Here is a 24,051-nt window from a genome sequence, read left to right on the forward strand (position 1 = left end):
CCCACATGAATCGCACGCCCTCCGATTCCGCTCCTCCCTGAAGGTTTTCAGCCAAAAATGATGGACCGAATGATACCTGAGTTGAGCGATTCAAATGCTCGGAGCGCGGTTCTGTCGGACGAAAGGCCCTCCACTGCGCGCGGCCGGGCAACCCGTCGGGCGGAGAAGCGGTTTATCCCCACCCGCGGTGAATCCTGCTCGTACCGCCCTGTGCACGGAATCGCTCAATTGAAGTGATAACGAAGCATACAGGAGTTCGGCGAATTTTAAAATACTGTGAAGTGTGTATTCGAATTATGAATAAAAGTTAATTCAACTGCCGGAAGCGCCGGTGAGGAAGGCCGCCCCCGGAGTGGGCAAGGGGATTCGGCTCGACGAAAATCGTGGCGAATCCCCTGTCGGGCACGAAATTTGACTGCCGGTTCCGATCGGGTTCATGGACTGCCGGCGTAGCGAAGGCGCGACGGAACGGGATTGAACCCCCCTCCGGAACCGGGCGTGCGGTGGAATCCGGGCCGCGAGGGCTTGATCATCTGCCGTTCTATGCGCCGGCAGCCAAGATCAGTTCGAGGTGACCGGCGGTCCCTGAGGCGGGCTTGATTCGCCGCCGCTCCGAGTCACCTCCTCGAATGCCGTCCGGTATTGCCGGTTCGGGCGGACCGGGGGATGCGCGTAGGCTAAGGGAAAGGCTGTCCGGCCTCACCAGCCCACATAAACCCCGCGGTTTTTCAGGGTTTCAACGTCCTTGCAGTCCTTGACGTCTCCTTTCGCCGGGTCGCAGTTGTGGCTCAGACCGGTATCGCGCAGCCAGACGTAATCGTTCATGCCCAACCCGGGATTGTCCACCAGCGGCTGGATGTCCTCGACCTCGGTGGAATCGAGGTTCACGCTTCCGATGTCGTGGAGGAACGCAAGATCGGATATATCCGCGACCGGGTTGCGGGCGAGACTCAACACCACGAGGTTGGACAGGGATTGCAGTCCTGCGGCCGTCGAGACCCGGTTGTCGGAGGCGTGAAGGTTGAGCAGGCCGGTCAACATGAAAAGCGGTTCCAGGCTTTGGATGAGGTTGCCGCTCAAATTCAGTTCCTTCAGCTTCGCCAGGCCGGAGAGGGGGCTGATGTTACCGATTCGGTTCTGGTCGAGGCTGAGATAGGTGAGATCGATCAGATTTTCGAGCGTTTCCACCGACTGAATCCGGTTGCGGCCCAGGTCGAGTACAATCAGCTTCTTGCACCACTGGATAGGCCAGATGTCAATTAATTGGTTGTCGTATAGCTCGAGGCTCTTCAACTCATCCAGGAACCGAAGCGGCCGCAGGTTCGCCACTTGATTGCGGGTCAGGTTGAGTTGAGTGATTTTCCTGAGGCGGGCCAGGGGTGCGACGTCCGCTATGAGATGATTCGGGAGCTGCAGCGATTGAAGGTTGCCGCAATACTCGAGACCCGAGAGATTGCTGATCTTGCCGTCGTAGCCCCAGTCGTCGATCGACTCCAACCGGATCAGGTCGCTCTTCAGAATGGGCCCCGTGGGTTTTCCGATCGCTTTCCTGACGATGGACCTGAGCACGGGGTCGGGAAACGCGACCGGCAGGTCCCCGTTATAAACGAGGGTGTAGTCGCCGCCGAACATCAAGGCCATCACGACGACCGCCACTTGGTCCCATTCGTTCTCGGCAAGCTTCTTATGGATGCTGAAGCTCGAGCCCTCCCCGTTATACGCGGCCACGCCCAGGTTGTCTTTCGTGCCCAGCACATAGTAGCGAAAAACGCCGCTCTCCGATCCTTTGAGCTTGAAGGTGAATTCCGTAACGGAGGGGTCCAGCGGGAAAACATAGTAGTGGGCGCCGAAGGCTTGCAGCGTTCCGCCGGCATTGACGGTGATCGTGAACCTGGTTACCGGTTTCATCCAGTTCTTGTCGACATGCCTCAAGGGGCCGTACTCGCGCCCGCAATTGAGGCCCGGCTCATCGTCCTCTTCGTACTCGTACCTGGGGGGAGCGTTCGCGGTGTCCTTGACATAATTGGCCTTCATCCACTGGGTCAGAAATTCTTCGAAGTTCAGGCCCAGCCTCCTGGCGGTCACCAGGTCGAGCGACTCCATGGGACCGTGTTCCTTGTAATTGGCCCACAACTGCCGGATTGCACTCCACCCGGCCCGCTCCGCCAGGTAAACCCACAGGTGGCAGGCGTCATAGGCGCGAGTCGTCAGGTCGACGTTTGGTGTGGACAGTCCCCTGTTCATCCAGCGCATGTAAGCATGCTCCTGAGGATAGGCGTATTTCTGGGACCAGGTGGCCGACCCTTCCAGCAGCCACCTGGTGGATGATTCCCCGTGCCATCCGTAAGAGAACTGTACGCGGTGGAATAATTCATGAGCGCAGATTTCCTTCCGGAAACATTCGTCTTTCATCCCCCAGGGAGCGAGCTGGATCACCGGGCTGTCGGGGCTGGTCATGCCTCCCACCGAACCGGGGAGAGGCCTTATGAGGATATCGATCATCCGGCGGCCGACCGGATCGATTGTCGAGATGTAGTTCAGCGGAGTCCTGAAATCTCGGGAATACCTGTACCAGAGACGGTTCAGGATCTCGGCGGCGGCTTCAACATCCCGCAACGTCACGTTATATTTCGGGTCGGGATGGTTGTCCCGGTAGTAGAACCTGAAGTGCTTCCTGGTCGCCTGCTTGTAAGGGACTGCGTCTTCCCGTTCGATGATCCGCCGGACGGTTTCGCGGGCGGCTTCCGATATGGCGGGGTTTTTCAGGGCGGTGAGCAGCAGTTGCAGGTCGTAGGAGCCGCAGAGCTCCAACCCCTGCTGCCGCACCTCGAGAAGCGCCTCCTGTTCGGGATCGTGGAACAGGCGCCGGGCGAGCGCCAGGACATCCTCGTCGGTCCTCGGTAGTTCTTTGTTGTCGCCGTAGGCCTGCTCGAACTCGATGAAGGACAGCGGTTCCCCGATGTCAACGATGCCCGGCGCGCGCGAAACGGTTTCCTGGGCCGGGGCGGACCCCGGCACGGAGACAAGAAGGACCAGGACGAACAAGAAGGCTCTCACTCCCATCGCCATCGCGGAGCTCCTTTCAACGCCGCAGCACGAAAATGGGCTGAAGAGAGGACCGGGTCAGCCACCCGCCGGCTGCCTGAGCACTTATAAAGGATTCGCATGTTTTCTAATAATGGATATGATTTACTAAACCGTAGTGAGTTTCAGAAACGATGTCAAACGGAATTGCAGCGCACCACGGAAATGTTTCCCGCCTCGATCCGCCGGGATTGATCCGCACGGATGCGCGCTGCCTGTCGAATCCCGAATGAGAGCAGTCGCGGGTGCCTTACGGGCGGACGTGGGGGAGCGCGGGCAACGATGAGCCCGCCGGGGTCACTCGTCCTTGCCCGAGTAGGCCTCCGTGGTGACCTTCCCCTGGAAGATCCGATGCTTGTAGCCGGTGTAGACCAGAATGACGGGGAGCAGAACCGACGTCACCTGGAGCATGAATTCGAGGGTGTCCTTGGAAGCGGCCGCGGCGTGGACGGTGACGGCGGAAGAGACCACGTTGGGGATCATGTCGGGGTACATGCCCAGAGAGAGTCCTATGAAGGAAAACAGGATGATCCCGGCGTTGCAGAGCAGAGGGGCGAGCTCGCGCTTCCTCCGGAGGCTCACGAACAGCATGACGAAGCAAAAGGCGGCGAGCACCGGGAATACCGCGATGTAGTATGCTTCCGGAAGCGTCGTAAGCTTGCGGACCATCTGCGGATATTTCGCTGCCGTGAAGAGGTGCACCAGGATGGAGATTCCGAGGGTCATCAGGGAAGCCGCGAAAGAGGTGCGGTAGCTTCTCGCCTGGATCGGTCCGGCGGTTTTGAACACCAGGAAGTTGGAACCCAGCATGACGTAGCCGCACAGCACGCCGAGAGCGACGAGGCAGGAAAAGGGGTTGGCCCAGCCCAGCACGCTGCCTTTGAAAACTCCCTCCCGGACGTCGAGGCCGCCCAGCAGCCCGCCCAAAGCAAACCCTTGGGAGAGGGTCACGATCAGGCTTCCCACCCCGAAACACCTGCTCCAGACGGCGGGATGCCTCGAATTCTCGCGGAACTCGAACGACACGCCCCTGAAGACCAGCCCGAAGATCATGCAGAGGATCGGTACGTAGAGTGCCGAAAGGAGCACGCCATAGAAAAGCGGGAAAGCGCCGAAGAGCATTCCCCCCAGCAGAACCAGCCAGGTCTGGTTGTCGTGCCAGATGCTCCCGATGGACCCCATGATGAGCCCCCGTTCGCGTTCGTCGGTCGCGGCGAGCGAGAGGATGCCGACCCCGAGGTCGGCCCCGTCGCTGATGGCGTAGTAGAGCAGGAAAAAACCGATGATGGCCAGCCATATTTCCGGAAGGTGAGACTCTATCGCTCCCATATTCAAGTTCCTTCGGTCGGCGCGGAATGATGATTTGCTGCTTTCTATTCGGCCTATTCCGGTCGGTTCACTTGTTTTCGGCTCAGCCGGCGTGGGTGTCCGGCCCCTTGACGATGATTCTGCGCGCAAATCCCATGAACAGGATGAAGAGCAGCGGGTAAAGAATGGCGAACGTGAGCAGCGAGGTCCCGACCGTCGCGGCGGGGATCATGGTGGCGGCATCCGAGGTGCGCAGTAGATTGTACAGAATCCAGGGCTGCCGCCCGATTTCCCGGGTTATCCATCCGGTTTCCATGGCCAGGTAGCTCAGAGGCACTGCCCCGATCCATGAATAGAGCAGCCATTTGCGGGTGGGCAGGCGATCCGGGGTGAGGTCTCCCCGTTTCCACGCCCAAAGTGTCCAGATCACGAGGAAGAAGAGCAGGAAGCCTATCCCCACCATCACTCGGAAGGCATAGAAGAGCGGCGTCACCGGTGGCTGGTCGCTGCGGGGGAATTCTTTCAGCCCTTTTACCGGACCGGTCCAACTGTGGGTCACGAGCAGGCTCAAGCCGTTGGGGATACCGATAGCCCAGTCGTTCTTCTGTTCTTCCTGGTTGGGCCACGCAATCAGCAGTTCCGGGGCTCCCCGCCCCGGCGGGTTGGTCTCCCAGTGGGCTTCAATGGCTGCAAGCTTGGCTGGCTGATGGTGGAAAACGGCGATGCCCGAACCGTCCCCGAGGAGGATCTGCAGCGGTGCGACGAGAACCGCCGCGACGACGGCGATCTTGAAGGATTGCAGGAAGAACGCCGCATGGCGCCTCTTGAGGATATACCAGGCGCTGAGCCCACCCACCACGAAGAGCGAAACCTCCAGGCAGGCCACCCACATGTGGGACACGCCCCAGGGCATGTCCGGGTTGAAGATGGCGTCAAGTCTGCTGGTGATGATGAAACGCCCGTTCTCGAATACCCCGCCGGTCGGAGTCTGCATCCAGGAGTTGGCGACCATGATCCAGAAAGCGGAAAGAGAGCCGCCGAGGGCCACCATCGAGGTCGCGAACAGGTGCATGCCCGGCGAAACCCGCTTCCAGCCGAACACCATGACCCCAAGGAAGGTCGCTTCGAGCATGAACGCCATGGCGGCCTCGAACCCGAGCATGTGCCCGAAGAAGTCTCCGCCCGCGACGGAAAAAGGGCTCCAGTTCGTGCCGAACTGGAATTCCATGGGGATTCCCGAGACCACGCCGATGCTGAAGTTGAGCAGAAAAAGCTTGGTCCAGAAACGGCAATGATCGTAATAGCGTTTGTCGCCGGTCTTGAGGTAGAGGGCCTCCATCAGCACCAGGAAAATGCTGAGGCCCACGGTCAGAACCGGCCACAGAATGTGGAAATGGGCCGTTACCGCAAACTGGATGCGGGACAAAGTGACGTGATCGAAAAGGGTGTCCATACGATTTCGAGTCTCCCGATGAAACGGGTATGTCCGCCCGTCCCGCATCACTGAACCAGGGACGGCAGGGTGGATGAATTCCGGCCGGGCCGCGTTGCAGCCCCGCGTACCGGCCCGGCCTGCCCGGAGGGCCGCGCCGCGTCCCGGGAGGACGAGGCGCCGAGGGTACGCGATCTTGAGAAATTAGCAAATGCGTCCTCAAGTTAAAGCTGATATGATAAAAATGCTAGCCCGCGCTCCGCTCGGGCATGGTTTTCCGGCGCGTTTCGGCAACCGAGGGCCATGTAGCGTGTATCGCCCGACGCTGCCTGAGCCGCGTCGAAAATGCCGTCAGGCCCGGTCGTTCGCGGTGAACCTTCGCATGCGTGTGCCATGACATGAATTTTGTGAAACCGGATTCCAACAGCGCCATAGGTGTTTTCGACTCGGGAATCGGCGGGTTGACCGTCGTTCGGGCCTTGATGGAAAGGCTCCCGTTCGAGAGTATCATCTACTTCGGGGATACGGCCCGGGTGCCTTACGGGGTGAAATCCGTCGACACCATATCGAAGTTTGCCGGGGAGATCACCGAGTTTTTGCTCCGGCAGCAGGTGAAGCTGCTGATCGTCGCCTGCAACACCATGGCGGCCGTGGCCCGCGAGGTCATCGTGGGGCTCTCGCCCGTTCCGGTCCTGGACGTCATCGATGCCGGCGCGAGCAGCGCGGTCGAGGCAACTCGGGCCAGGTACGTGGGCGTCATCGGGACTCCCGCCACGATCAACAGCAACGCCTACGCGCGGGCGATCCACCGCCATGATGCCGGAATTCGCATATTCTCGCAGGCGTGCCCCCTCTTCGTGCCGCTCGTGGAAGAAGGGTGGCTCGATCACCCGGTAACGCGGCTGACCGCGCGGGAATACCTGCGCCCCGTAACCACTCACCAGATCGATACGCTGGTCCTGGGCTGTACGCACTATCCTCTGCTCAAACCCCTCCTGCAGAAAGTGGTGGGAAAGGACATCCATTTGGTCGACTCGGCCGAGGCCATGGCCGAGCGGACCGCCGCGGTGCTCACTGAAATGGATCTGTGGAATCGAAGTGCTTCCCCCCCGGATTACCGCTTCTTTGTCAGCGATGTGCCCTTGCGCTTCCAGGGGATCGGCGAGCGGTTCCTTGGAAGGAGCCTGCCCAAGGTGCAGGTCGTGAAATGGTGAAGGCTGCCCCGAATCCGCTTCTCATCAGCGACTGAAAGCGCTTTCCCGCCGGTTCCCGAGGGGCGCCGCCGCATGCGCACGCGGGCTGTAGCCCCGGGGGACGGGGGAATCTCTGCCTCGGTTTCCTGCCGCGTGTCAAAGCCGCCGTTTTCGATGCAACTCCTCATGAATCGACGGAAAACTAACGGCTGAAATGCAGCACGGCCTGATGGACTCCCTGCACGACCATGGCCATGCGTTTGTAGTCGAGGGTGTCGGCCGTGTCGCCGGCAGTGTGGTAGCTTGCGTTGCGGTAGAAGGCCGTATCGGTGATCATGACCGCTTTCCAGCCCTCGCGCCAGTAATTGCGATGGTCGGAGAAATCGATCCCGGGGACGATCGCCGGGGCGTTTATGGAATGAACGGGCAGAGGGGAGACGCCCCGCATGGCTCTCTTGACCCGGCGCACCACGTCGGTTTGGTCCATTTTGCCCACGACGGCGATGAAATCTCCCCGGCTCGGGTAGAAAGCTTTGAGCAGGATGAATGGAAATTTCTGACTCCCTTGCCGGTCGTTGAAGAAACCGATCGCCTCAAGGCAGATCATGATGCGAACCGATCGGTTCCGCGCCTTCAGTGAAGACGCATGGACGGCGCTGCCCATATGCGGCGTTCCGTAATAGGGAGGTTCCTCCAGGCTGTAGGCGACGAGTTCAACGAGGGTGTTCAAGGAGCTCTTACGGAGCAGATGTGCCAGTTCGATCAGTCCCGCCACGGCGCCGGCGTTGTCGTCGGCGCCCGGCCATTCCTCAAAAGCGTCGTAATGTGCGCCGACAACGATTCTGTCCTGCGTTTCCGGTCCGAAGCAGGCGATTACGTTGCGATACGTCGATCCATCGACTTGAAACGGCTGTTCGACGACCCGGCCTCCCGCTTTATCGAATTCGTCCCGAACGTAGGCCGCCGCCCGGTCCAGGTTTTCGGGATGGCCCGCATCCCGCGGCACAAAAGTTTCCGAAAGCATCCGCGTGTGCCGTTCGAGGCGTGCGGGATCAATGGATGCCGGGAGGTTTTCAGCCGACGTGCGCCAGGTCGGCTGGGTGAGCACAAACCACAATATCGCCACTGAGACGAGCACCGAGACCGCGGTCAACACGATAATCCTCCACAGGAATCGCATCCCTTGTTCCTTGTTCGCTTTTCGTGAACAGGATGATCTCCGGTCCGGAAAACCTTGCGTGCAAGTCCGGAGCGGCGGCCGGTATCCGGCCATCCCTCGCCCGTTCCGGCTCATGACGGTCCGAAGACAATTTCAGCCCGGTCCCGGCATGATGAATCCGTGCCCGGTCCGCCGTTGCAGGCGGCTCATGGCGTTTCCCCGATACAACAGCCCCGTATCGGGGAAAACGATCGAGCACCACGCAATCTCCGGGGTGTCACTTCAGGGAACGTCGCTCTCTTCCCAGGCGATTTCCTTCAGCCCGGGAATATCGGCGGTGAGACGACCGATGATCTTTCCCCAGGGATGATGTTCCTTACTGCGCAGGCGAATCCGGTAGGTCACGGAGTCGGTGGAGAGATGGGAGCTGTAGTTGATGAAACGGATGTCGATCCCCGGGTGTTCGCCGAGAATCTTGCGGATGCGCGTCAATGGTTTTTCGGAGCTGATACACGAAATGGTCAGCACGGTGTAGACGTCATGGGCGACGAAAACTTTGAGGAACCGAAGGTTATAGAGGATGAACAAACTGATGAAAGTCGTATAGATCGCGGGCAGCAGGTAGCCGGCGCCGATCGCCAGGCCTATGCCCGTGTTGAGCCAGAGCCCTGCCGCGGTGGTCAGGCCGCGCACTGTGCCGCGCCCTTTGATGATGGCCCCGGCGCCCAGAAAACCCATGCCTGAAATCGCATAGGACGCGATTCTGCCGGGGTCGATCCGAACGATGGAATTTGCATCGAGCCTCCAGAACAGTTCCTCCATGTGCAGGGAAAGCATCATCATCAGGCACGATCCCACGCAAATCATCAGGTTTGTTCTTAGACCCGCGGACTGTCCATGGGATTCCCGCTCGAAACCCACGGCGGCGCCGAGCAGAGCGGCCAGGGTCAATTTGCCGATCATTTCCAAGGCCGGGATGAAGTCGAATGCAAACGTGTCCACAGTTGCCCACCGATGTGAGAGACCGCCGCTTGACCGCCGTCGGGCGGCCGTGCCGTCTTGCCGCTTCAAGCCGTTGATGTTGCGGTTGCCCGCAGGATACTCAACCCCGGGCGCGAAATCATCTCCTTTTTACGGCGGTCCCATGACACGAACGCCGCGCCTCCGCCGGGCATTCCGCGAGCCGGGGTCATGCCGTTTTGTCGGCAAGAGCTTATAATAGAAGTGAGAGATGGTCTTTCCCGCGGCCCGGGGCTGGTTGAAATGGCTTTCCTGAAAGTTTATATTACCGGGGTCACCGGGCGCGAAGACGGCTTCCTCGTAGAGAAACTCTTCGGAAGGATACTCCTATGGCGGATGATTACCCCAAATTTCCGGACCAGGAAGAGCTGGAAAAGGAGATCGGCGAGTATCTCTCCAAGAAATACGGCTACCGGATCAAGGTGGTTTCTCCGATGGCAACGGCTCAGCCCAAGGAATCCGCGGACATGGCGAAAAAATCGGGTGGAGTGGAGAAAATCAGGTTCGATATGAAGCCCGAAGAGCTTGAGGCTTACCTGGACCAGTTCGTGATCCGGCAGGACGAAGCCAAGGCCGTTCTCGCCACCAAGATCAGCACGCATTACAATCGCATCCGTTTCCAGCGAAGACGATCCCGCTACGGGGTCGAGAATCCCGTCGGCAGGATCAAGAACAACATCCTCCTGATCGGCCCCACCGGCGTGGGGAAGACCTATCTGGTCAAGCTCATCGCCCAGAAGATCGGGGTTCCTTTCGTCAAGGGCGACGCCACCAAGTTCAGTGAAACGGGCTATGTCGGCGGCGATGTCGAAGACCTGGTCAGAGAATTGGTTGTGGAAGCCGATGACGATATCGAATTGGCCGAATACGGCATCATTTACGTGGATGAAGTGGACAAGATCGCCTCCTCCAACCATTACATCGGGCCGGATGTGTCCCGGACCGGGGTGCAGAGGGCGTTGCTCAAGCCGATGGAAGAGACCGATGTGGACCTCAAGGTCCCGCACGATCCGGTTTCCCAGATACAGGCCATCGAACAGTACCGCAAGACCGGGAAGCGTGAAAAGCGGACCGTAAATACCAGGAACATTTTGTTCATCATGAGCGGGGCGTTCAACGGGTTGGCCGCGATCGCGAAGAAACGCATGCAGAAGCAGGGCATCGGTTTCGGGGCGCAGATACAGAGCAGAGAGGACGATACGAAGTACCTCCGGCACGCCAAGGCCGAAGATCTGATCGAATACGGTTTCGAGAGCGAATTCGTCGGACGGTTGCCCGTTGTCGCGGTACTCGAACCCCTGGAGGTGGAAGACCTCTATCAGATCCTGAAAAACGTCCGGAACCCGATCATTCAGGGCAAGAAGGAAGATTTTCGCAGTTACGGCATCGACATCAAGTTCGAAGACGATGCGCTTCGCCTCCTGGCTGAAAAGGCATTTGAAGAGAAAACGGGCGCGCGCGGACTGGTCAGCGTGATCGAAAAGGTGCTTCTGTCGTTCGAGAAGCGATTGCCGTCTTCGGGAATCCAGCAACTCGTGGTCGGCAGGCAGGTTGTTCTGACCCCGGAGGAGGAACTGGCCCGCCTGTTCGAGAATCCCGACGATCCCCGGACCCTGGAAGCCTATGACAGGGCGCTGGAGGAGGAGCGGCTGGCGCTACAGGAGCAGGTGGCCCAACAGAAGAAGAAATTCATCGAGAGCTACCCCTGGGTTTTTTCTCCCGACCGGGTCGACCTGGTGTTGGATTATCACCTCAAGACCGGGTTTCCCATCGACGGGATATTCGACGAAGTCATCCTGATGCATAACCAGGTTCGGGTCTTCGAGGCGGACTTCTACGAGAAGCACGGCTTCAAGATCAGTTTCGACGAAGAGGCGATCAGCGAGATCATCAAGGGGGCGCTGGATCGAGAGACGACTGCCACTGCGATATGTGTGGAAATTTCCAATGATTTCGATTACGGTTTCAAGCTGATTTCGGACAGGAGCGGGCAAAGGCGGTTTGTCCTGCCAAAGGAAGCGGTCGTCCATCACGGGACGTACCTCGACGAACTGATCAGGGAAAACTATCGTCAGTATCCGCTGAGCCCCTCCGAAATGAAAACAGAGGTCTAGACGACGCTCAACTTGCATGTTCCGGCTTGCACGGAGTCGGCGGGAACAGGTCCGGGTTCGTGGTTTCCCGCCGGGTCCCGGAGGGAACGCGGTTTGAAGGCCCGGACCGGATCAGGATAGACGAGGAAAATCTTATTATGATCGGTATTTCAAAGCTTTACTGTGGAACCGTTGAGCCCTCCGATGCCCTTCGCTACGGGCGACACAGCGGGCAACTGCCTTCCCACCTGCTGCAATTTTCCATCGACAAGAAACCGGTCGTCGTCTGGAACGTAACACGGCGCTGCAATCTGCGATGCGTGCACTGTTACGCCCATGCCCGGGACCAGGTTTTTCCCGATGAGATGACCGGCGCCGAGGGGAAAAAGGTCCTGGATGACCTGGCGCAATTCGGAACGCCCGTGGTGCTCTTTTCGGGCGGGGAGCCGCTGATGCGCCCCGACCTGGTCGAGTTGGCCGCCTATGCGGTCGAAAAGGGAATGCGGGCGGTGATCTCGACCAACGGGACGCTCATCACTCCCGCGGTCGCCCGCGAGCTCAAGACCGTGGGCCTGTCCTATGTCGGCATCAGCCTTGACGGCATGGAGCCGGTCAACGACCGTTTCCGCGGTGTGAAGGGGGCTTTTCGGATGGCGCTGGACGGGATAACCGCTTGCCGGGAAGCGGGAATCAAGGTGGGGTTGCGCTTTACCATGAACCGCCTGAACGCGCGCGAAATTCCGGCTGTGTTCGATCTGCTGGAAGCACGGGACATCCCGCGGGTCTGTTTCTACCACCTCGTTTACGCCGGACGCGGCACCAAGCTCATGGAGGAGGACCTCTCCCATGAGGAGACCCGCGCCGCGGTGGACCTCATCATCGACCGGACCAGGGACCTGCACGAGCGCGGCAAGCCCAAGGAGGTTCTGACCGTCGACAACCATGCGGACGGCCCCTACCTCTACCTGAGAATGCTGCGTGAAGGATCGACGAGAGCTTCCGAGGTGCTGGAGTTGCTGCAGATGAACGAAGGCAACAACTCGGGCCGGGGAATCGGGTGCATCAGTTGGGACGGCAGCGTGCACGCCGACCAGTTCTGGCGCCACTATTCCTTCGGCAATGTGCGGCAGAGGCCTTTCAGCGAAATCTGGACGGACGTCTCCAACCCCCTTATGAATCAGCTCAAGGACAAGAAGCTCCATGTGAAGGGCCGATGTGCCGAATGCCGTTGGCTCGGGGTCTGCGGGGGGAATTTCCGGGTGCGCTCGGAAGCTGCCACCGGCGATCTGTGGGCGCCGGACCCCGCCTGCTATCTGACGGAACGGGAGATTGCCGGGTAGACGAGCGGGCCGTCGCGCCTGTTGTCGGGCTATTGAATCCTCCATCCGGATGCTCTTCCCGTTGGATAAGGGAAGCGATCGGATTACGGCTCGCGGCGATAACCTTGGGCGGGGCGCCCCGGAGGCATTCTCCGGCGTGTCCAAAGAGACAACCGGGTCATGGGGCACGCGAGCGGGAAGCCATCCCGACCCGTCCCTTCGGGAGGGCGAAGGATGCCGGACCGACTTCGTGTGGGAAGCCGCCGGCTTCCCGTTTGCAAATGGGTGATCGCACGCCCGCGATTGCGAACATGGGATTGGCTGCGACGGCTCCGCGGATGATTTTGCTGAACGTGGACCTCCACTTTGAACCTCGAGAAGGGGAAGACAATGTACTTTCCGGTGTATCGGCCCAGGCGCTTTCGGCGCACTGAAAACCTGCGACGGATGGTCAGGGAGACGTCCCTCAGGGTGGACCAACTGGTGTATCCTCTGTTCGTGATGCCCGGGAAAGGGGTGAAGAACCCGGTTCCGTCCATGCCCGGGGTCCACCAGTTCTCCGTGGACACGCTGCTCAAGGAAGTGAAAAGCGCCGCGGGCCTGAACATCCCTGCCGTGTTGCTGTTCGGCCTGCCTTCCGCCAAGGACGAGTGGGGGAGTGAGGCTCATGCGGAAAGCGGTGCGGTTCAACAGGCGACCCGGGCCATCAAGGACCGGTATCCCGACCTGGTGGTGATCACCGACGTGTGTTTGTGTGAATACACCAGCCACGGACACTGCGGTCTTCTCAAGGGCAAGGAGGTGGATAACGACGCCACGCTCGAGGTGCTGGCGAAGACGGCGTTGTCCCACGCGCAGTCGGGGGCGGACCTGGTGGCGCCTTCCGACATGATGGACGGGAGAGTGGGAGCCATCAGGGAGGCGCTCGATGAGAGCGGGCTCGACCAGGTGGGCATCCTGGCATACTCCGCAAAGTACTGTTCGGGATTCTACGGTCCGTTCCGGGACGCGGCGGACTCGGCGCCTCAGTTCGGAGACCGCCGCGCCTACCAGATGGATATGGCCAACTCCGAGGAAGCCATGAGGGAAGTCGCCCTGGATATCGAGGAAGGCGCGGACATGGTCATGGTCAAGCCCGCTTTGCCCTACCTGGACATCATTCGCCGGGTCAAGGACGAGTTCGACCGGCCGGTGGCGGCCTACAACGTGAGCGGCGAATACGCCATGATCAAGGCGGCGGCGGCCAACGGCTGGCTGGACGAACAGCGGGTCATGATGGAAACCCTCATTGCGATCAGGCGGGCGGGCGCCGACCTGATCCTGACCTATTTTGCCAAGGACGCCGCGAAAGTCCTCAGGGCATAAGCGCTTTCCGCAAGAAAGCGGTCCGCGCCGGCTGAGATCGATGCGCGGTCGTGCGTTAAACGATGTGTTCCCCGCGTCTTCACGGCACAGCCCGTCTCGGGGGGGGCGGGCGGGTTCCGGGATGCCGACGGCTCTGAAAGCGCCCGGGTTTTCGCCCGCCCGGGAATGACGATAACGACATGCAAGCTTCGTTGCGGACTTGAGGCCGGAGGCGGTTTGCGGGAAGGACGGATCAGTCCCGCCCCGGTGTTCGCAAACCGGTGTTGAACCCACCGGCAGGCCGCCGGGGCGCTTTGATTTCAGGAAGAAGCACTCGATGAACCATCATCAAGCATCCCATCCCGGTTCCCATGCAGGTCGAGGGGCGGCGAACGGGCCGCCGCGGCAAGGCAATCTGCGACTGGTCGCCTGGGAAGTCACCCGCACCTGCAATCTGGCCTGCGTCCACTGCCGGGCCGCAGCGCTCGACCGTCCTTACGAGAATGAGCTCAAGACCGACGAATGCTTCCGACTGCTGGACGATATCGGGACCGTCGCCAGTCCCATCATCATCCTCACGGGAGGCGAACCTCTGCTCCGGCCCGATATCTTTGAGATCGCCGCTTACGGTAACGCCAAGGGTTTTCGAATGACTATGGCCGTAAACGGAACCCTGCTCACGCCGGAAACGGCAAAACGCATGATCGAGACGGGTATCCAGAGAATAAGCGTAAGCCTGGACGGTGCCGACGCGAGTTCTCACGACGCTTTTCGCAGAGTCCACGGAGCATTCGACGGAGCGATGCGGGGGATTGCCTACGCCAGGGAAGCGGGGCTCCCTTTCCAGGTGAATACCACCATCACGCAGCAGAATCTGGATGAATTTCCGGCCATCCACGACCTGACGGTTTCCCTGGGTGCGGCGGCTCACCACATTTTCTTGCTCGTTCCGATGGGACGCGGCAAGGATTTGGCCGAACAGGGGATCAGCGCCGAACAGTACGAGAAAACCCTGCACTGGTTTTACGAACGGAGGGACAAGGTGCCGTTGCAGTTGAAGGCGACCTGCGCTCCCCACTACTACCGGATCCTGAGGCAGCGGGCGAAGGCCGACGGCAGGGAGGTGACCTTCCGGACGTTCGGCCTGGACGCGATGACGCGCGGATGCCTCGGAGGAACCGGGTTCTCGTTCATTTCCCACATCGGCCAGGTGCAGCCCTGCGGGTACCTGGAAGTCGACTGCGGCAACATCCGCGAGCGGTCGTTCCGCGAAATCTGGGAGAATTCGCCCGTGTTCCGGGACCTGAGGGATTTCAAACAATACCGCGGCAAGTGCGGGCGGTGTGAATACGTCCGGGTGTGCGGCGGCTGCCGGGCGAGAGCCTATGAAAGCACGGGGGACTACCTCGCGGAGGAACCCCTGTGTCTTTATCAACCTCGGTCTGATGCGGCTTCGGAGGAACAGCCATGATAGAGGCATTTGCGGCGGCTCAAGGGTACGACGGGGCTGCACCCGGCCGGAAGCTGCTGACCGGCGTTTGGCAAGGTGCCCTGGTGGTTGTGTTCGGAGTGCTGCTCGGCCTGACGGTCAATCACTTTCGACTGGCCGGCTTGCCGCTCGTGGCGGAATGGTCGATGGAGAAGCAGGTCGCCTCCATCCCGACTCAAGAGAACCCCGTCGTTGACCTGGAGGAAGCGACGGCGTTGTACATGACCCGGGGTGCGGTGTTCATCGACGCCCGCGAGGCCAAATTCTACCGGATGGGTCATGTCGAAGGCGCCAGAAATCTGCCATGGGAGGATTTCGAGAACCGTTTTCCGCAAATCATGGCGGACATTCCTCCGGATACCCTTCTGATCACCTACTGCGATGGGGAAGCGTGCACCCTGAGCAAAGATTTGGCCGTGGCCCTCGTGGGCAAAGGCTACCCCCACGTGCGGGTGCTCTTGAACGGCTGGTCCGTCTGGCAGGCGGCGAACCTGCCCGTCGAGAGAGAATGATACCGCGCTGAAAACAGCCCGCTCCCGCCTCCGTCGACGGCCACCGGTCTCGATCGCGCGATTTTCATGGCACGGGGAAAACTCGATCCTCATCCGAGCGGCGCCGGCCCGTACGCAGCGCCGGCCGCCTGCTACTGCCCGGCAGACGGCTGCGGTGGAACCTGGGGCTTTGGGGTTTGGACGCGGGCGGTCCCGTCCACGGTGTTGAAGACGTGGACCTGGATTTCCTGTTTCTCCTGGGGCGCCGCATCGGTCTCGATCACCAGGGAGGTCTGCTGCCTCGTTCCGGTTGGAACGCTGCCCAGCCTGGCGGCGATCTCAAGCGTGTAGCCGTGTTCGTTGTCAGCCATCGGCGCCTGGCTGACGGTGATCAGCCGTTCATCGTAGATCAACTTGGTGATATGGAAGGGTTTGGCGCGATTGCTCGCCACCGCCACCTTCCCGGTGCGTTCAGGCTGCTGTGCGGCCAGTTTTCCGATCAGGATGGTCTGCGGCTTCACAGTGACTTCTCCTTCGATCAGTCCGCTCACGCGCACCACCACTTCGGGTTTCTGTGGCAAGTCCGTCAGACACTTGATGAACCCGTTGTAATTGCCCTGCCTGAGCTTGTTCGCCACCTTGACCTTATAGAACTTTCCATCCTCGATGTTTTCCAGCGTATAGTCGATCTTGCCTTCCAGGTTCGTCTCGACCTTGGTGATGTGAAACGGCTGCCCCTGGCTCACCAGCTCGAAAACGTGTTCGGACACCTGGTCCGCCATTCCCCGGAAGGTGACGGCGGTGTTCGGGCGGACCTCGATCAGGGTCTTTACCACGCCCTGAACGCTCACAGCCAGGCGAGGATTCTGTTCGTCGCTGCTGTATATGGCCGCGCTCTTCTTGATCTCGCCCTGGAATCCCTTCAAGCTCACTCTCAGTCGTACCTTGCCCTCGCCGCCGGGAGGGATGACCCTGTCAAAATGGGCCACCGCGCAGCCTCAACCAGGGCGCACCTGGTCGATCAGGAGCTCGGCTTTGCCGGTGTTTTTCACGACGAAATCGTGCTCCACTTCCACTCCCTCGAAGGCTTCCCCGAAATCGAAGGTGGTTTCGGGGATTTCAATGGCCGGCGCGGCACGAGCGGTCGGCTTGGAGGTCCCCTTGGCCGGTCTTGGCGCGGAGGCGGCACCCTGGGCGGAACCTGCCCAGCAGCAAAAAATGAGCAGCAGAAAAAGAACTTTCATACCACGAAGCATTCTCGAGTTTCCTCTCTTTCGATTCTCACGCGAGTCTTGTCGACACAGCCCGATCGAGCTTCCGAGCAGTTTGTTCCGATCCAAGTGTTCTCCAAATCGGCGGGCGAATGGGAATCCGCTCAGGGCGTCTCCCGTATGTTCTTATAATGGTGCAGTTTTGCATAGCTCTTCCCCCGGCAAAGGTCAAGACCAAAAGCGGCTCGGACGGGCACTCTCGCCCCACGATACCTCCACGGTGCGTTCAATCCCTTCCTCCAACCCGGCGCGAGGGGACGATCATCAATTCGCTCGAAGGAACCACGGCGACGTTCTCCTCCTTAAAACGGTCCACCCCTTCGATGAGTGCCTTCAAGGTCACCTCGTGTGGATGGCCGATGGCCAGAGCGGTTCCTTCGATCTTCGCCTTCCTGATGAGCTGATCGACCTGGGACTGCACGGCCTCATCCGTCAGGGTGTGGTCGAGAAAAATGTCGCGTTTTCTGGCCGGGATGCCGTACTCCCGGGCCAGCGCGAAACCGACGCTGTCTCCGGTGGTGGCGCTGTCCAGAAAGAAGAGCTTCCTGTGCCGGAGCTCCGACATGACGACTCTCATGGAAGGGGTGTTCTCGGTGAACTTGGAGCCCATGTGATTGTTCACTCCGATAAAATAAGGAGTGGAATCGAGGGCGGCGAGAAGAGTGCGCCGGAGCCTGCCCCTGGACATGGAGGTGAGAAGTGCCCCCGATCCGGGATCCATCTTGGGATATCCCTGTGGCTCCATGGGGAGGTGGAGCAGCACTTCGCGGTGGTGCGCATGTGCCAGTTCAGCGATTTCGGCGGTGTGGCGCTGATTTGGCAGGATCGCAAACGAGAGCGGCAAGGGGATGCTCAGGAACTTCTTTGCGACTTCCAGGTTCTGACCGAAATCATCGATGACGATGGCCACCTTCGCCACGGGGGCGGGTACAGGCGAAGGCGGGGGAGGCGCCGTGCCGGGGGGAACACCCGGTCTGAGCGCCGAAAGCGTTATCGAATCAGGTTTGCGAGCCGGCTCCTTCGGTTGGTCGATGGGGATGTCTCGACTGTGAAACGGGGGCGGAGGCTCGATGAGCGGTTTTCCCGCCGGCGCGGTCGTCCTGGCGGGCTCTCGCGTTCCAGGCTCCTTCCCGCCCGGTTCTCCGCCTTTCGGAGAAGGCGTTCGACTGCCGGCGACGGGGCCGGCTTCCGGCTGTTTGGCGGGCGGATCGGCCATTCGAGGTTTCGGGACGGAGGATTGCCCCGTGGAGGTTGCCTTGTTTGCGGCCGGCTTCGGAGGCGGTTTTTCGGTCCCGCCGTTCCAGTAGAGCAGGGACGCAAGAGCCAGAACGGCCAGAAACCAGACGGTCAGCAGCGGGAGAAAACGGGACCGCGGCATACCCGCGGAGAATGACTTTCCCCGGGTGGCTTTCCCGGCGCTCCTCAGGGTTTTCCGGGGCGAGCGCCCTCCACCTTTGCGCGAGGATACACCACGCCCTTTAGAGGCTCCTCTTCGAGCCGGTCCCGACCTTGACGGCATGTGGATGTTTCAGCCCTGTTCGGATTAATTGAACTGCATCTGGGCCATGATTTTGTAACTTTTCAGAAGATCCAGCGCCCTTCTGAGCTGGTTGTCCTGATCGATCAGCTTGGAATCCATGGGAATGCTTTCCGGCTTGACGCCGCCGGAATCGGGTTTCTGATTCTCCATGTGCCGCGGCAGATCCTTTTCCCGAATGCGGCGCAACTCGTCGCCGACCGGCTCTTCCCCCTTTTGCGGGGTCTCGCGCTTGACCACGATGTCAGGCTCGATCCCCTTGGCCTGAATGGATCTGCCCGATGGCGTGTAGTACAGCGAGGTGGTCAGGCGAAGCGCCGAGCCGTCGTTGAGAGGGATGACCGTCTGAACGGAACCCTTCCCGAACGTGGGTTCACCGAGAATGATGGCACGTTTGTGGTCCTGAAGCGCCCCGGCCACAATTTCCGACGCGCTGGCGCTCCCCGAATTCACCAGAACGACCATCGGGTAGCCGTGCGCCTTGGTTCCCTTGTGCGCCTCAAAGCGCATCTTCTGACTCTCCAGGCGCCCGCCCGTGTATACGATAAGGCCTTCATCGATGAATTCGTCGCTCACCTCGACCGCCTGATCCAGGAGTCCTCCCGGGTCGTTGCGCAGATCGAGCACGAGGCCCTGAAGCGGGTGGTTGTCATTTTCCAGGTGTTCCAGAGCCTTGCGCAGATCATTGGCTGTCCCGCTTTGGAAACTCGTGATCCTCACATAGCCGTAACCCGATTCCAGCGTCCGGTACTTCACGCTCTGTATTGCAATGATGTCCCGGGTGAGCTCGAATTCGAGAGGCTTCTTTTCGCCTTTGCGGATAATGGTCAGCCTGACCTTGGTTCCCTTGGGACCCCGCATTTTCTGCACGGCGTCCATGAGGGACATGTCCTGGGTCGGCTGGTCGTCGATCTTGACAATCTGGTCATTGGCCAGTACCCCCGCACGATCCGCGGGCGTGTCCTCAAGGGGCGCGACGACGGTCAACACGTTGTCGCGCATGGTGATTTCGATTCCCAGGCCGCCGAACTTCCCTTTGGTTTCTATCTGCAGTTCCTTGTAGTCTTCGGGACGCAGAAACGAAGAATGAGGATCGAGTTCCCGGAGCATGCCGTTGACGGCCCCGTACATCAATTTCTTTGTGTCAACCTTCTCGACGTAGTTGTCCTGAACGATGTTCAACACGTCGCTGAAGAGCTTCAAGTACTGATACATGTCGGAATTGTCAGGGCTGTTCCTGGCCGCTCTCAGACCGGAATAACTCATGAGCAGAAAGGCAAACGCAGCGAGCAATACGATGACTTTGGCGCGCTTCTTTGACATGGGTTTCCTCATTCTACATTCTCTCTACGAATTATCCTGTGCCAAACACGGCACGGGGACGACCGACCCCCCGCGCCGCCGGAGCTCGAAACTCAGCTTTCGGCCGTCCGGGCAGCTGATTCAGCTTGCCGTCGCGATCATCTCTCCCGTGTTGACTCCACCACTCGTTGTCCAGGCAACGCTCCGGTCAAGAGCGGTCGAACCGGGCAAAACCCTTCACGCCTCCCGATCGCTCTTGCCCATGTACCTTGAACCGACCGAATGGTGCCGCCGAGTCTTTACGCACCCCGGAGGTTCGACCGTTCGGGCACCACCAAGAATTTTACCATTATACAGCATCTCCAAGGAAGTGGCACGGTCTTTGGAGCCAAAACTCGGGAAAACCTCTCCATTTATAACAGACCGAAACCGCTCTACTCCGAGAGCCGTATGTTCTCAAAAAGCCTGAAATACGCAGGTGCCGGGATGACTTGCCGTCAGGGTTCGCCTGCTCCCTTTGAATCTCCGCTGCACGCCTCGTGTGAATCGTCCCGCCCGGAAGCCGTCTTCAACGGGCCTGTACACCTGCCGCTGCGGGAAAGACACGGAGATTCCGACCTGCCGCACGGATCGGCCCAACCAGTCCAATCGCTCAATCCCTGCGTAGCGAGAGCCGCGTTCTCCGGGCTTCCGCCGCCAGGTTGCACCATTCGTGAGAAAGACAAGGCGTCACTGAGCGGGGGGACTTTCCCCCGGCATGTTGGATTCAATAACGGCATTCCATCCTTCAGACACCGCCGTAACCATTGCATAGCCGATTTCCTTGCGGCTGTAAAGAGTTACAGGCCGGGATCGGCCTTTCACTCCCAATCCCCCGAATTCATCCGTTCCTGGCGGACCGACACCTCCGTAACCGGTATTATCAAGATCGGCGAAACAGCGCACGGGGAATCGCAAATTCTCCTCTGAGCGCGTGGTGCCTGAACGCAAGCCAACTGCCGAGGAACCCCAGGAACGCTCCCCACGCGATCAGCATCGAATCAAACAGAAGCATTTCCCAGGCCCGCGGCAGCGAAAGTCCCGACAGAGGAGAGGGCAGGAGGTCGCGGCACATGACGACGAGCAAGGACAGCAGCGCCGCCGCGAAGATAGCGCCTGCCGCCCCGAGGCAGGTGCCTTCCACATGATACGGCAATACAACGAAAGACGGTTCCGCTCCCAGCACGTGCAGGATTTCCAGTCTATCCGAGCGGCGCAGCATGCCGGCTCGAATCCACTGTAGAATGATGAAAAGCGCCAGAATTGAGAAAAAAGCCAGGAAACCGGCCACGGTATAATCGACGGCATTGACGAGGAGTTGCGTCTTTTCCACCCATTCTCCCCGGGAGCGGACCCGATCCGCCTGCGGGAGTTGCTTCAGCTTTGCGATAAGCTCAGCGGTTTCTTCCCGGGTGATTTCTCCGGATTTGAGCTCGATCTCCAGGCTCGGTCCGCAAACTGCCTCACCCGGCCCATTCAGGAAATCGGCCCAATTTTCCAGGCCGACACGCACCCTGCTGCGCGGCTCGGCGGCGGGAAAAACGGTCACCCGGGCGATCCCGGGCCATTGACGCAGTTCGGTGGAGAGGTTTTGCAGCATCCCGTCGGCAAGCCGAGGGTGGAAATATACGGTGGCCCCGGGCTCCGCCGGAAAATCCGCGACGGCCCGGTGCGCCGCTCTCAGTCCCAACAGCAGGGCGCCGGCAAGGAATAGGCACACGGCGATCAGCGCCAGGCCGGTGACGAACAGGCCTTCGTCGGCCCTGATGCTATCGGCGATATGCCCGTAAACGCGGGTGGCTTTTTGTCCCATGGTCTCCCGATTCCTCTGACGGGGTGGATCGCATTCGTGCGTCAAGTCCTGCTTTACGCGGGAATCCAATCCGCCGGGCGTTCTTCCTCGATCTTTCCGTCGACGATCACTCCGCGGCGGCAGCCGGGAAACGCTTCCCCCAAGGTGTCGACTCGACCGGTGAGGACCAACGTGGTTCCGGACATGTTCAGCCGTTTCATGGCTTCAACCGCCTTCCGCACGTCCGGTTCATCCATGCCTTCAAAGGGTTCGTCGGCAATCAAAAGGAACGGATCGTGGACCGTTGCACGGGCAATGGCGACCAGCTTGCGCCGGCTGGCGGACAGGTTGCGGCAGACGACGGAATCCCGGTATTCGAGTCCGAAGGAGCGGAGGATCGAGCGGACCCTTCTGGCCGCAACCGACGGTTCCATCCCGATGATTTCCAAGGGCAGGGCGACGTTGGCTCCAACGGTTTCGCTCATGAGAATCCTGGTCTCCTGGAGCACAATGCCCGTACGGCGCCGCAAACGGGCGGAATCCTGCGCGGACAGGCGCCGTAGATTCCGGTTTTCGATCCAGACCTGTCCCCCGTCCGGTTGTTCCAGACCGAGCAGCAGTCGCACGAACACGCTCTTCCCGACTCCGGCGGGCCCGGACAGCAAGAAAACCGCGCTCCGGGGCACGTGGACCGTAGCGTCCGTAAAGACTTTCGGTCCCCCCCGGAACTCCTTCTCCACGTGGTAGCAGCGCACCAGGGCAGTGCTGTCCCCCTTTTCGGACGAGGATGTGTCATGCGTTTTCAATGTCATTCGTGCAGCCCATTTCCAGTCGTGCCCAAGCTCCCGAGAGTTTTTTCCCGGCCAGGTCATTTACCGGGACCGGACGTGCCGGGGCGCGCGCATCGAAACCCCGAGGCGCCGGCCGTTCCGCTTTTCCTGAGGGAAGGCGGGGCTTGCCCGGGCCTTCAGAGCATCCGCTTCAACAGACGACTTCCGTGGATCGGAGGCATCGAGACCTGGATGTCGGCCGCTGCAAAAGCCCTGCAACTCCGGCAGCAAGGGAAAACTCAAGAACGCGAACCGCCGATCGCGACCTTCTGCCAAACCAGGAAATCGCGAAAGCAAGTACGCAGGTTGCTGTATATTCCTTTTCTGCTGTTGATCAAATAGATTCCGTGACGGATATGGAATATTTCTCCCACGAGCCTTTGCACGTCCCGGTCGCAGAGTGCCCTCCCCGACTGCTCGAGAGCTTCGGCGAAGAGCGGAACGATCTTGTCTTTCATTCGCAGCTCGGTGTCGACGAGGAAAACGGCCATGTGCGGGTTGAGATCTTCGAGCCGGTTCAGAAAGGCGGCAACCGACTGGATTTCCACCCCTCTGGGCGGGGAAGATTTGACTTCGACGCAGACCAGGTATCCGGACAGCAGGGCGACGACGTCGTAGTCACCGCCGTGGCGGGTGTTGCGCAGCCGCACGTTAAAGAGGGCCGGCGCCATGAATTCCCGCAGGAAGATCTCGCACACGTACCACTCCAGCGTGGGACCGAAGCTTTGTGCTCCTTTGGGGACCAGGCGATACCCGTCCCCCTCGGACAGTTCCACGATGCCCAGCTCCCGCAGGACTTTCAGGTAGGAGCGAACGGTTCTGACGGAGCAATAGCGGCTCAGAGCGCGAGGGTGCTTGCCTTCGGGGAACTGGATCAAATCCCTCAGAAAGAGCCGGAACGAATAGCGTTGCATGAGGGCGAAGAAACGCGCCTTGAACGGTGCCGGGAGGTCCGCCGGGATGAGAACCTGCGCAAAATCGCCTCCCGCAAGGAAGGGAAGGCCCCTCTGCAGCAGGATTTGTTCGACGGGGTGTCGGCGTGCGCTGAGCTCATCGCGCAACGCCTCCAATTCCTCACGCGTCTGCCCGAGAGCCGCCTTCAACGCCTGGATTTCTTCTTCCAGCTTCCCCAATCGATCCACGGTGTCGATCCCGCTGCCTCCGTGCGCCATGCCGCAAGGCGCATGCCGCGTCATGCGACGCCGGCCCCGCAAAGACGGTGTTATACCACTTACCCAAAAAATAAACTCCCGGGGGAGTCTGTTTTCATGCTTCGCGGGTGACGCCGGCGCCATGGATAATTGCGTTCAAGATGCGTGCATTGGGCGGGAGGGCATAAAGCCCCCCC

17 protein-coding genes are annotated in these 24,051 nt (G+C 60.2%); 6 read left to right on the plus strand and 11 right to left on the minus strand.

What is annotated here, in order from left to right:
- Positions 1-699: 699 nt before the first annotated feature.
- The 3 genes from SFUM_RS15795 to SFUM_RS15805 all read right to left on the minus strand — a co-directional run bounded on the left by SFUM_RS15795 (position 700) and on the right by SFUM_RS15805 (position 5,845).
- Positions 700-3,069 (minus strand): leucine-rich repeat domain-containing protein, encoded by a 2,370-nt coding sequence (locus tag SFUM_RS15795; RefSeq protein ID WP_011699845.1) that lies wholly within the window; start codon positions 3,067-3,069, stop codon positions 700-702.
- A gap of 312 nt (positions 3,070-3,381) precedes the next feature.
- Positions 3,382-4,413 carry a cytochrome d ubiquinol oxidase subunit II gene (gene cydB / locus SFUM_RS15800; RefSeq protein WP_011699846.1) on the minus strand — a complete coding sequence of 344 codons (1,032 nt, stop codon included), beginning with the start codon at positions 4,411-4,413 and terminating at the stop codon, positions 3,382-3,384.
- Between the two features lie 82 nt (positions 4,414-4,495).
- Entirely contained in the window at positions 4,496-5,845 is a 1,350-nt protein-coding gene (locus SFUM_RS15805; protein ID WP_011699847.1) for a cytochrome ubiquinol oxidase subunit I, read from the minus strand.
- A gap of 377 nt (positions 5,846-6,222) precedes the next feature.
- Here SFUM_RS15805 and murI point away from each other — a divergent pair, with 377 nt between their 5' ends.
- Positions 6,223-7,038, plus strand: coding sequence for a glutamate racemase (gene murI / locus SFUM_RS15810; protein ID WP_041440718.1), 816 nt, complete (start codon positions 6,223-6,225; stop codon positions 7,036-7,038).
- A gap of 181 nt (positions 7,039-7,219) precedes the next feature.
- On the opposite strand, the gene SFUM_RS15815 is transcribed toward murI, so the two are convergent.
- A complete protein-coding gene (locus SFUM_RS15815; RefSeq protein ID WP_011699849.1) occupies positions 7,220-8,197 on the minus strand; it encodes a M28 family peptidase in 978 nt (325 codons plus the stop codon).
- Between the two features lie 261 nt (positions 8,198-8,458).
- Positions 8,459-9,178, minus strand: coding sequence for an MgtC/SapB family protein (locus SFUM_RS15820; RefSeq protein WP_011699853.1), 720 nt, complete (start codon positions 9,176-9,178; stop codon positions 8,459-8,461).
- Between the two features lie 347 nt (positions 9,179-9,525).
- Between SFUM_RS15820 and SFUM_RS15825 the strand changes: the two genes are divergently transcribed.
- The 5 genes from SFUM_RS15825 to SFUM_RS15845 all read left to right on the plus strand — a co-directional run bounded on the left by SFUM_RS15825 (position 9,526) and on the right by SFUM_RS15845 (position 15,953).
- Complete coding sequence (locus tag SFUM_RS15825; protein WP_011699854.1) at positions 9,526-11,310, plus strand: AAA family ATPase; 1,785 nt, start codon at positions 9,526-9,528, stop codon at positions 11,308-11,310.
- 137 nt (positions 11,311-11,447) lie between these two features.
- Entirely contained in the window at positions 11,448-12,629 is a 1,182-nt protein-coding gene (gene ahbC, locus SFUM_RS15830) for a 12,18-didecarboxysiroheme deacetylase (RefSeq protein ID WP_011699855.1), read from the plus strand.
- A 369-nt stretch (positions 12,630-12,998) separates the two neighbouring features.
- Positions 12,999-13,973 (plus strand): porphobilinogen synthase, encoded by a 975-nt coding sequence (gene hemB / locus SFUM_RS15835; RefSeq protein ID WP_011699856.1) that lies wholly within the window; start codon positions 12,999-13,001, stop codon positions 13,971-13,973.
- Between the two features lie 316 nt (positions 13,974-14,289).
- Positions 14,290-15,423 carry a heme b synthase gene (gene ahbD / locus SFUM_RS15840; RefSeq protein ID WP_011699857.1) on the plus strand — a complete coding sequence of 378 codons (1,134 nt, stop codon included), beginning with the start codon at positions 14,290-14,292 and terminating at the stop codon, positions 15,421-15,423.
- A complete protein-coding gene (locus SFUM_RS15845) occupies positions 15,420-15,953 on the plus strand; it encodes a rhodanese-like domain-containing protein (protein ID WP_011699858.1) in 534 nt (177 codons plus the stop codon). The genes ahbD and SFUM_RS15845 overlap by 4 nt, the downstream gene beginning before the upstream one ends.
- A gap of 131 nt (positions 15,954-16,084) precedes the next feature.
- Here SFUM_RS15845 and SFUM_RS15850 read toward each other — a convergent pair whose 3' ends face one another.
- From SFUM_RS15850 to SFUM_RS15880, 6 genes are all read right to left on the minus strand, one after another.
- Positions 16,085-17,188, minus strand: a complete 1,104-nt coding sequence (locus tag SFUM_RS15850; RefSeq protein WP_268815319.1) for an OS_HP2 family (seleno)protein — start codon at positions 17,186-17,188, stop codon at positions 16,085-16,087.
- A 241-nt stretch (positions 17,189-17,429) separates the two neighbouring features.
- Positions 17,430-18,581 (minus strand): divergent polysaccharide deacetylase family protein, encoded by a 1,152-nt coding sequence (locus tag SFUM_RS21965; RefSeq protein ID WP_049766390.1) that lies wholly within the window; start codon positions 18,579-18,581, stop codon positions 17,430-17,432.
- A 165-nt stretch (positions 18,582-18,746) separates the two neighbouring features.
- Positions 18,747-20,063, minus strand: coding sequence for a S41 family peptidase (locus SFUM_RS15865; RefSeq protein ID WP_011699862.1), 1,317 nt, complete (start codon positions 20,061-20,063; stop codon positions 18,747-18,749).
- Between the two features lie 901 nt (positions 20,064-20,964).
- Positions 20,965-21,894: a cell division protein FtsX gene (locus SFUM_RS15870; RefSeq protein WP_011699863.1), complete on the minus strand. Its 930-nt coding sequence runs from the start codon at positions 21,892-21,894 to the stop codon at positions 20,965-20,967.
- 53 nt (positions 21,895-21,947) lie between these two features.
- Positions 21,948-22,685: a cell division ATP-binding protein FtsE gene (locus SFUM_RS21970; protein WP_049766391.1), complete on the minus strand. Its 738-nt coding sequence runs from the start codon at positions 22,683-22,685 to the stop codon at positions 21,948-21,950.
- 257 nt (positions 22,686-22,942) lie between these two features.
- A complete protein-coding gene (locus SFUM_RS15880; protein ID WP_150109536.1) occupies positions 22,943-23,845 on the minus strand; it encodes a hypothetical protein in 903 nt (300 codons plus the stop codon).
- Between the last annotated feature and the right edge of the window lie 206 nt (positions 23,846-24,051).

The sequence above is a fragment of the Syntrophobacter fumaroxidans MPOB genome (genome assembly GCF_000014965.1).
In the GTDB taxonomy this organism is placed as follows: domain Bacteria; phylum Desulfobacterota; class Syntrophobacteria; order Syntrophobacterales; family Syntrophobacteraceae; genus Syntrophobacter; species Syntrophobacter fumaroxidans.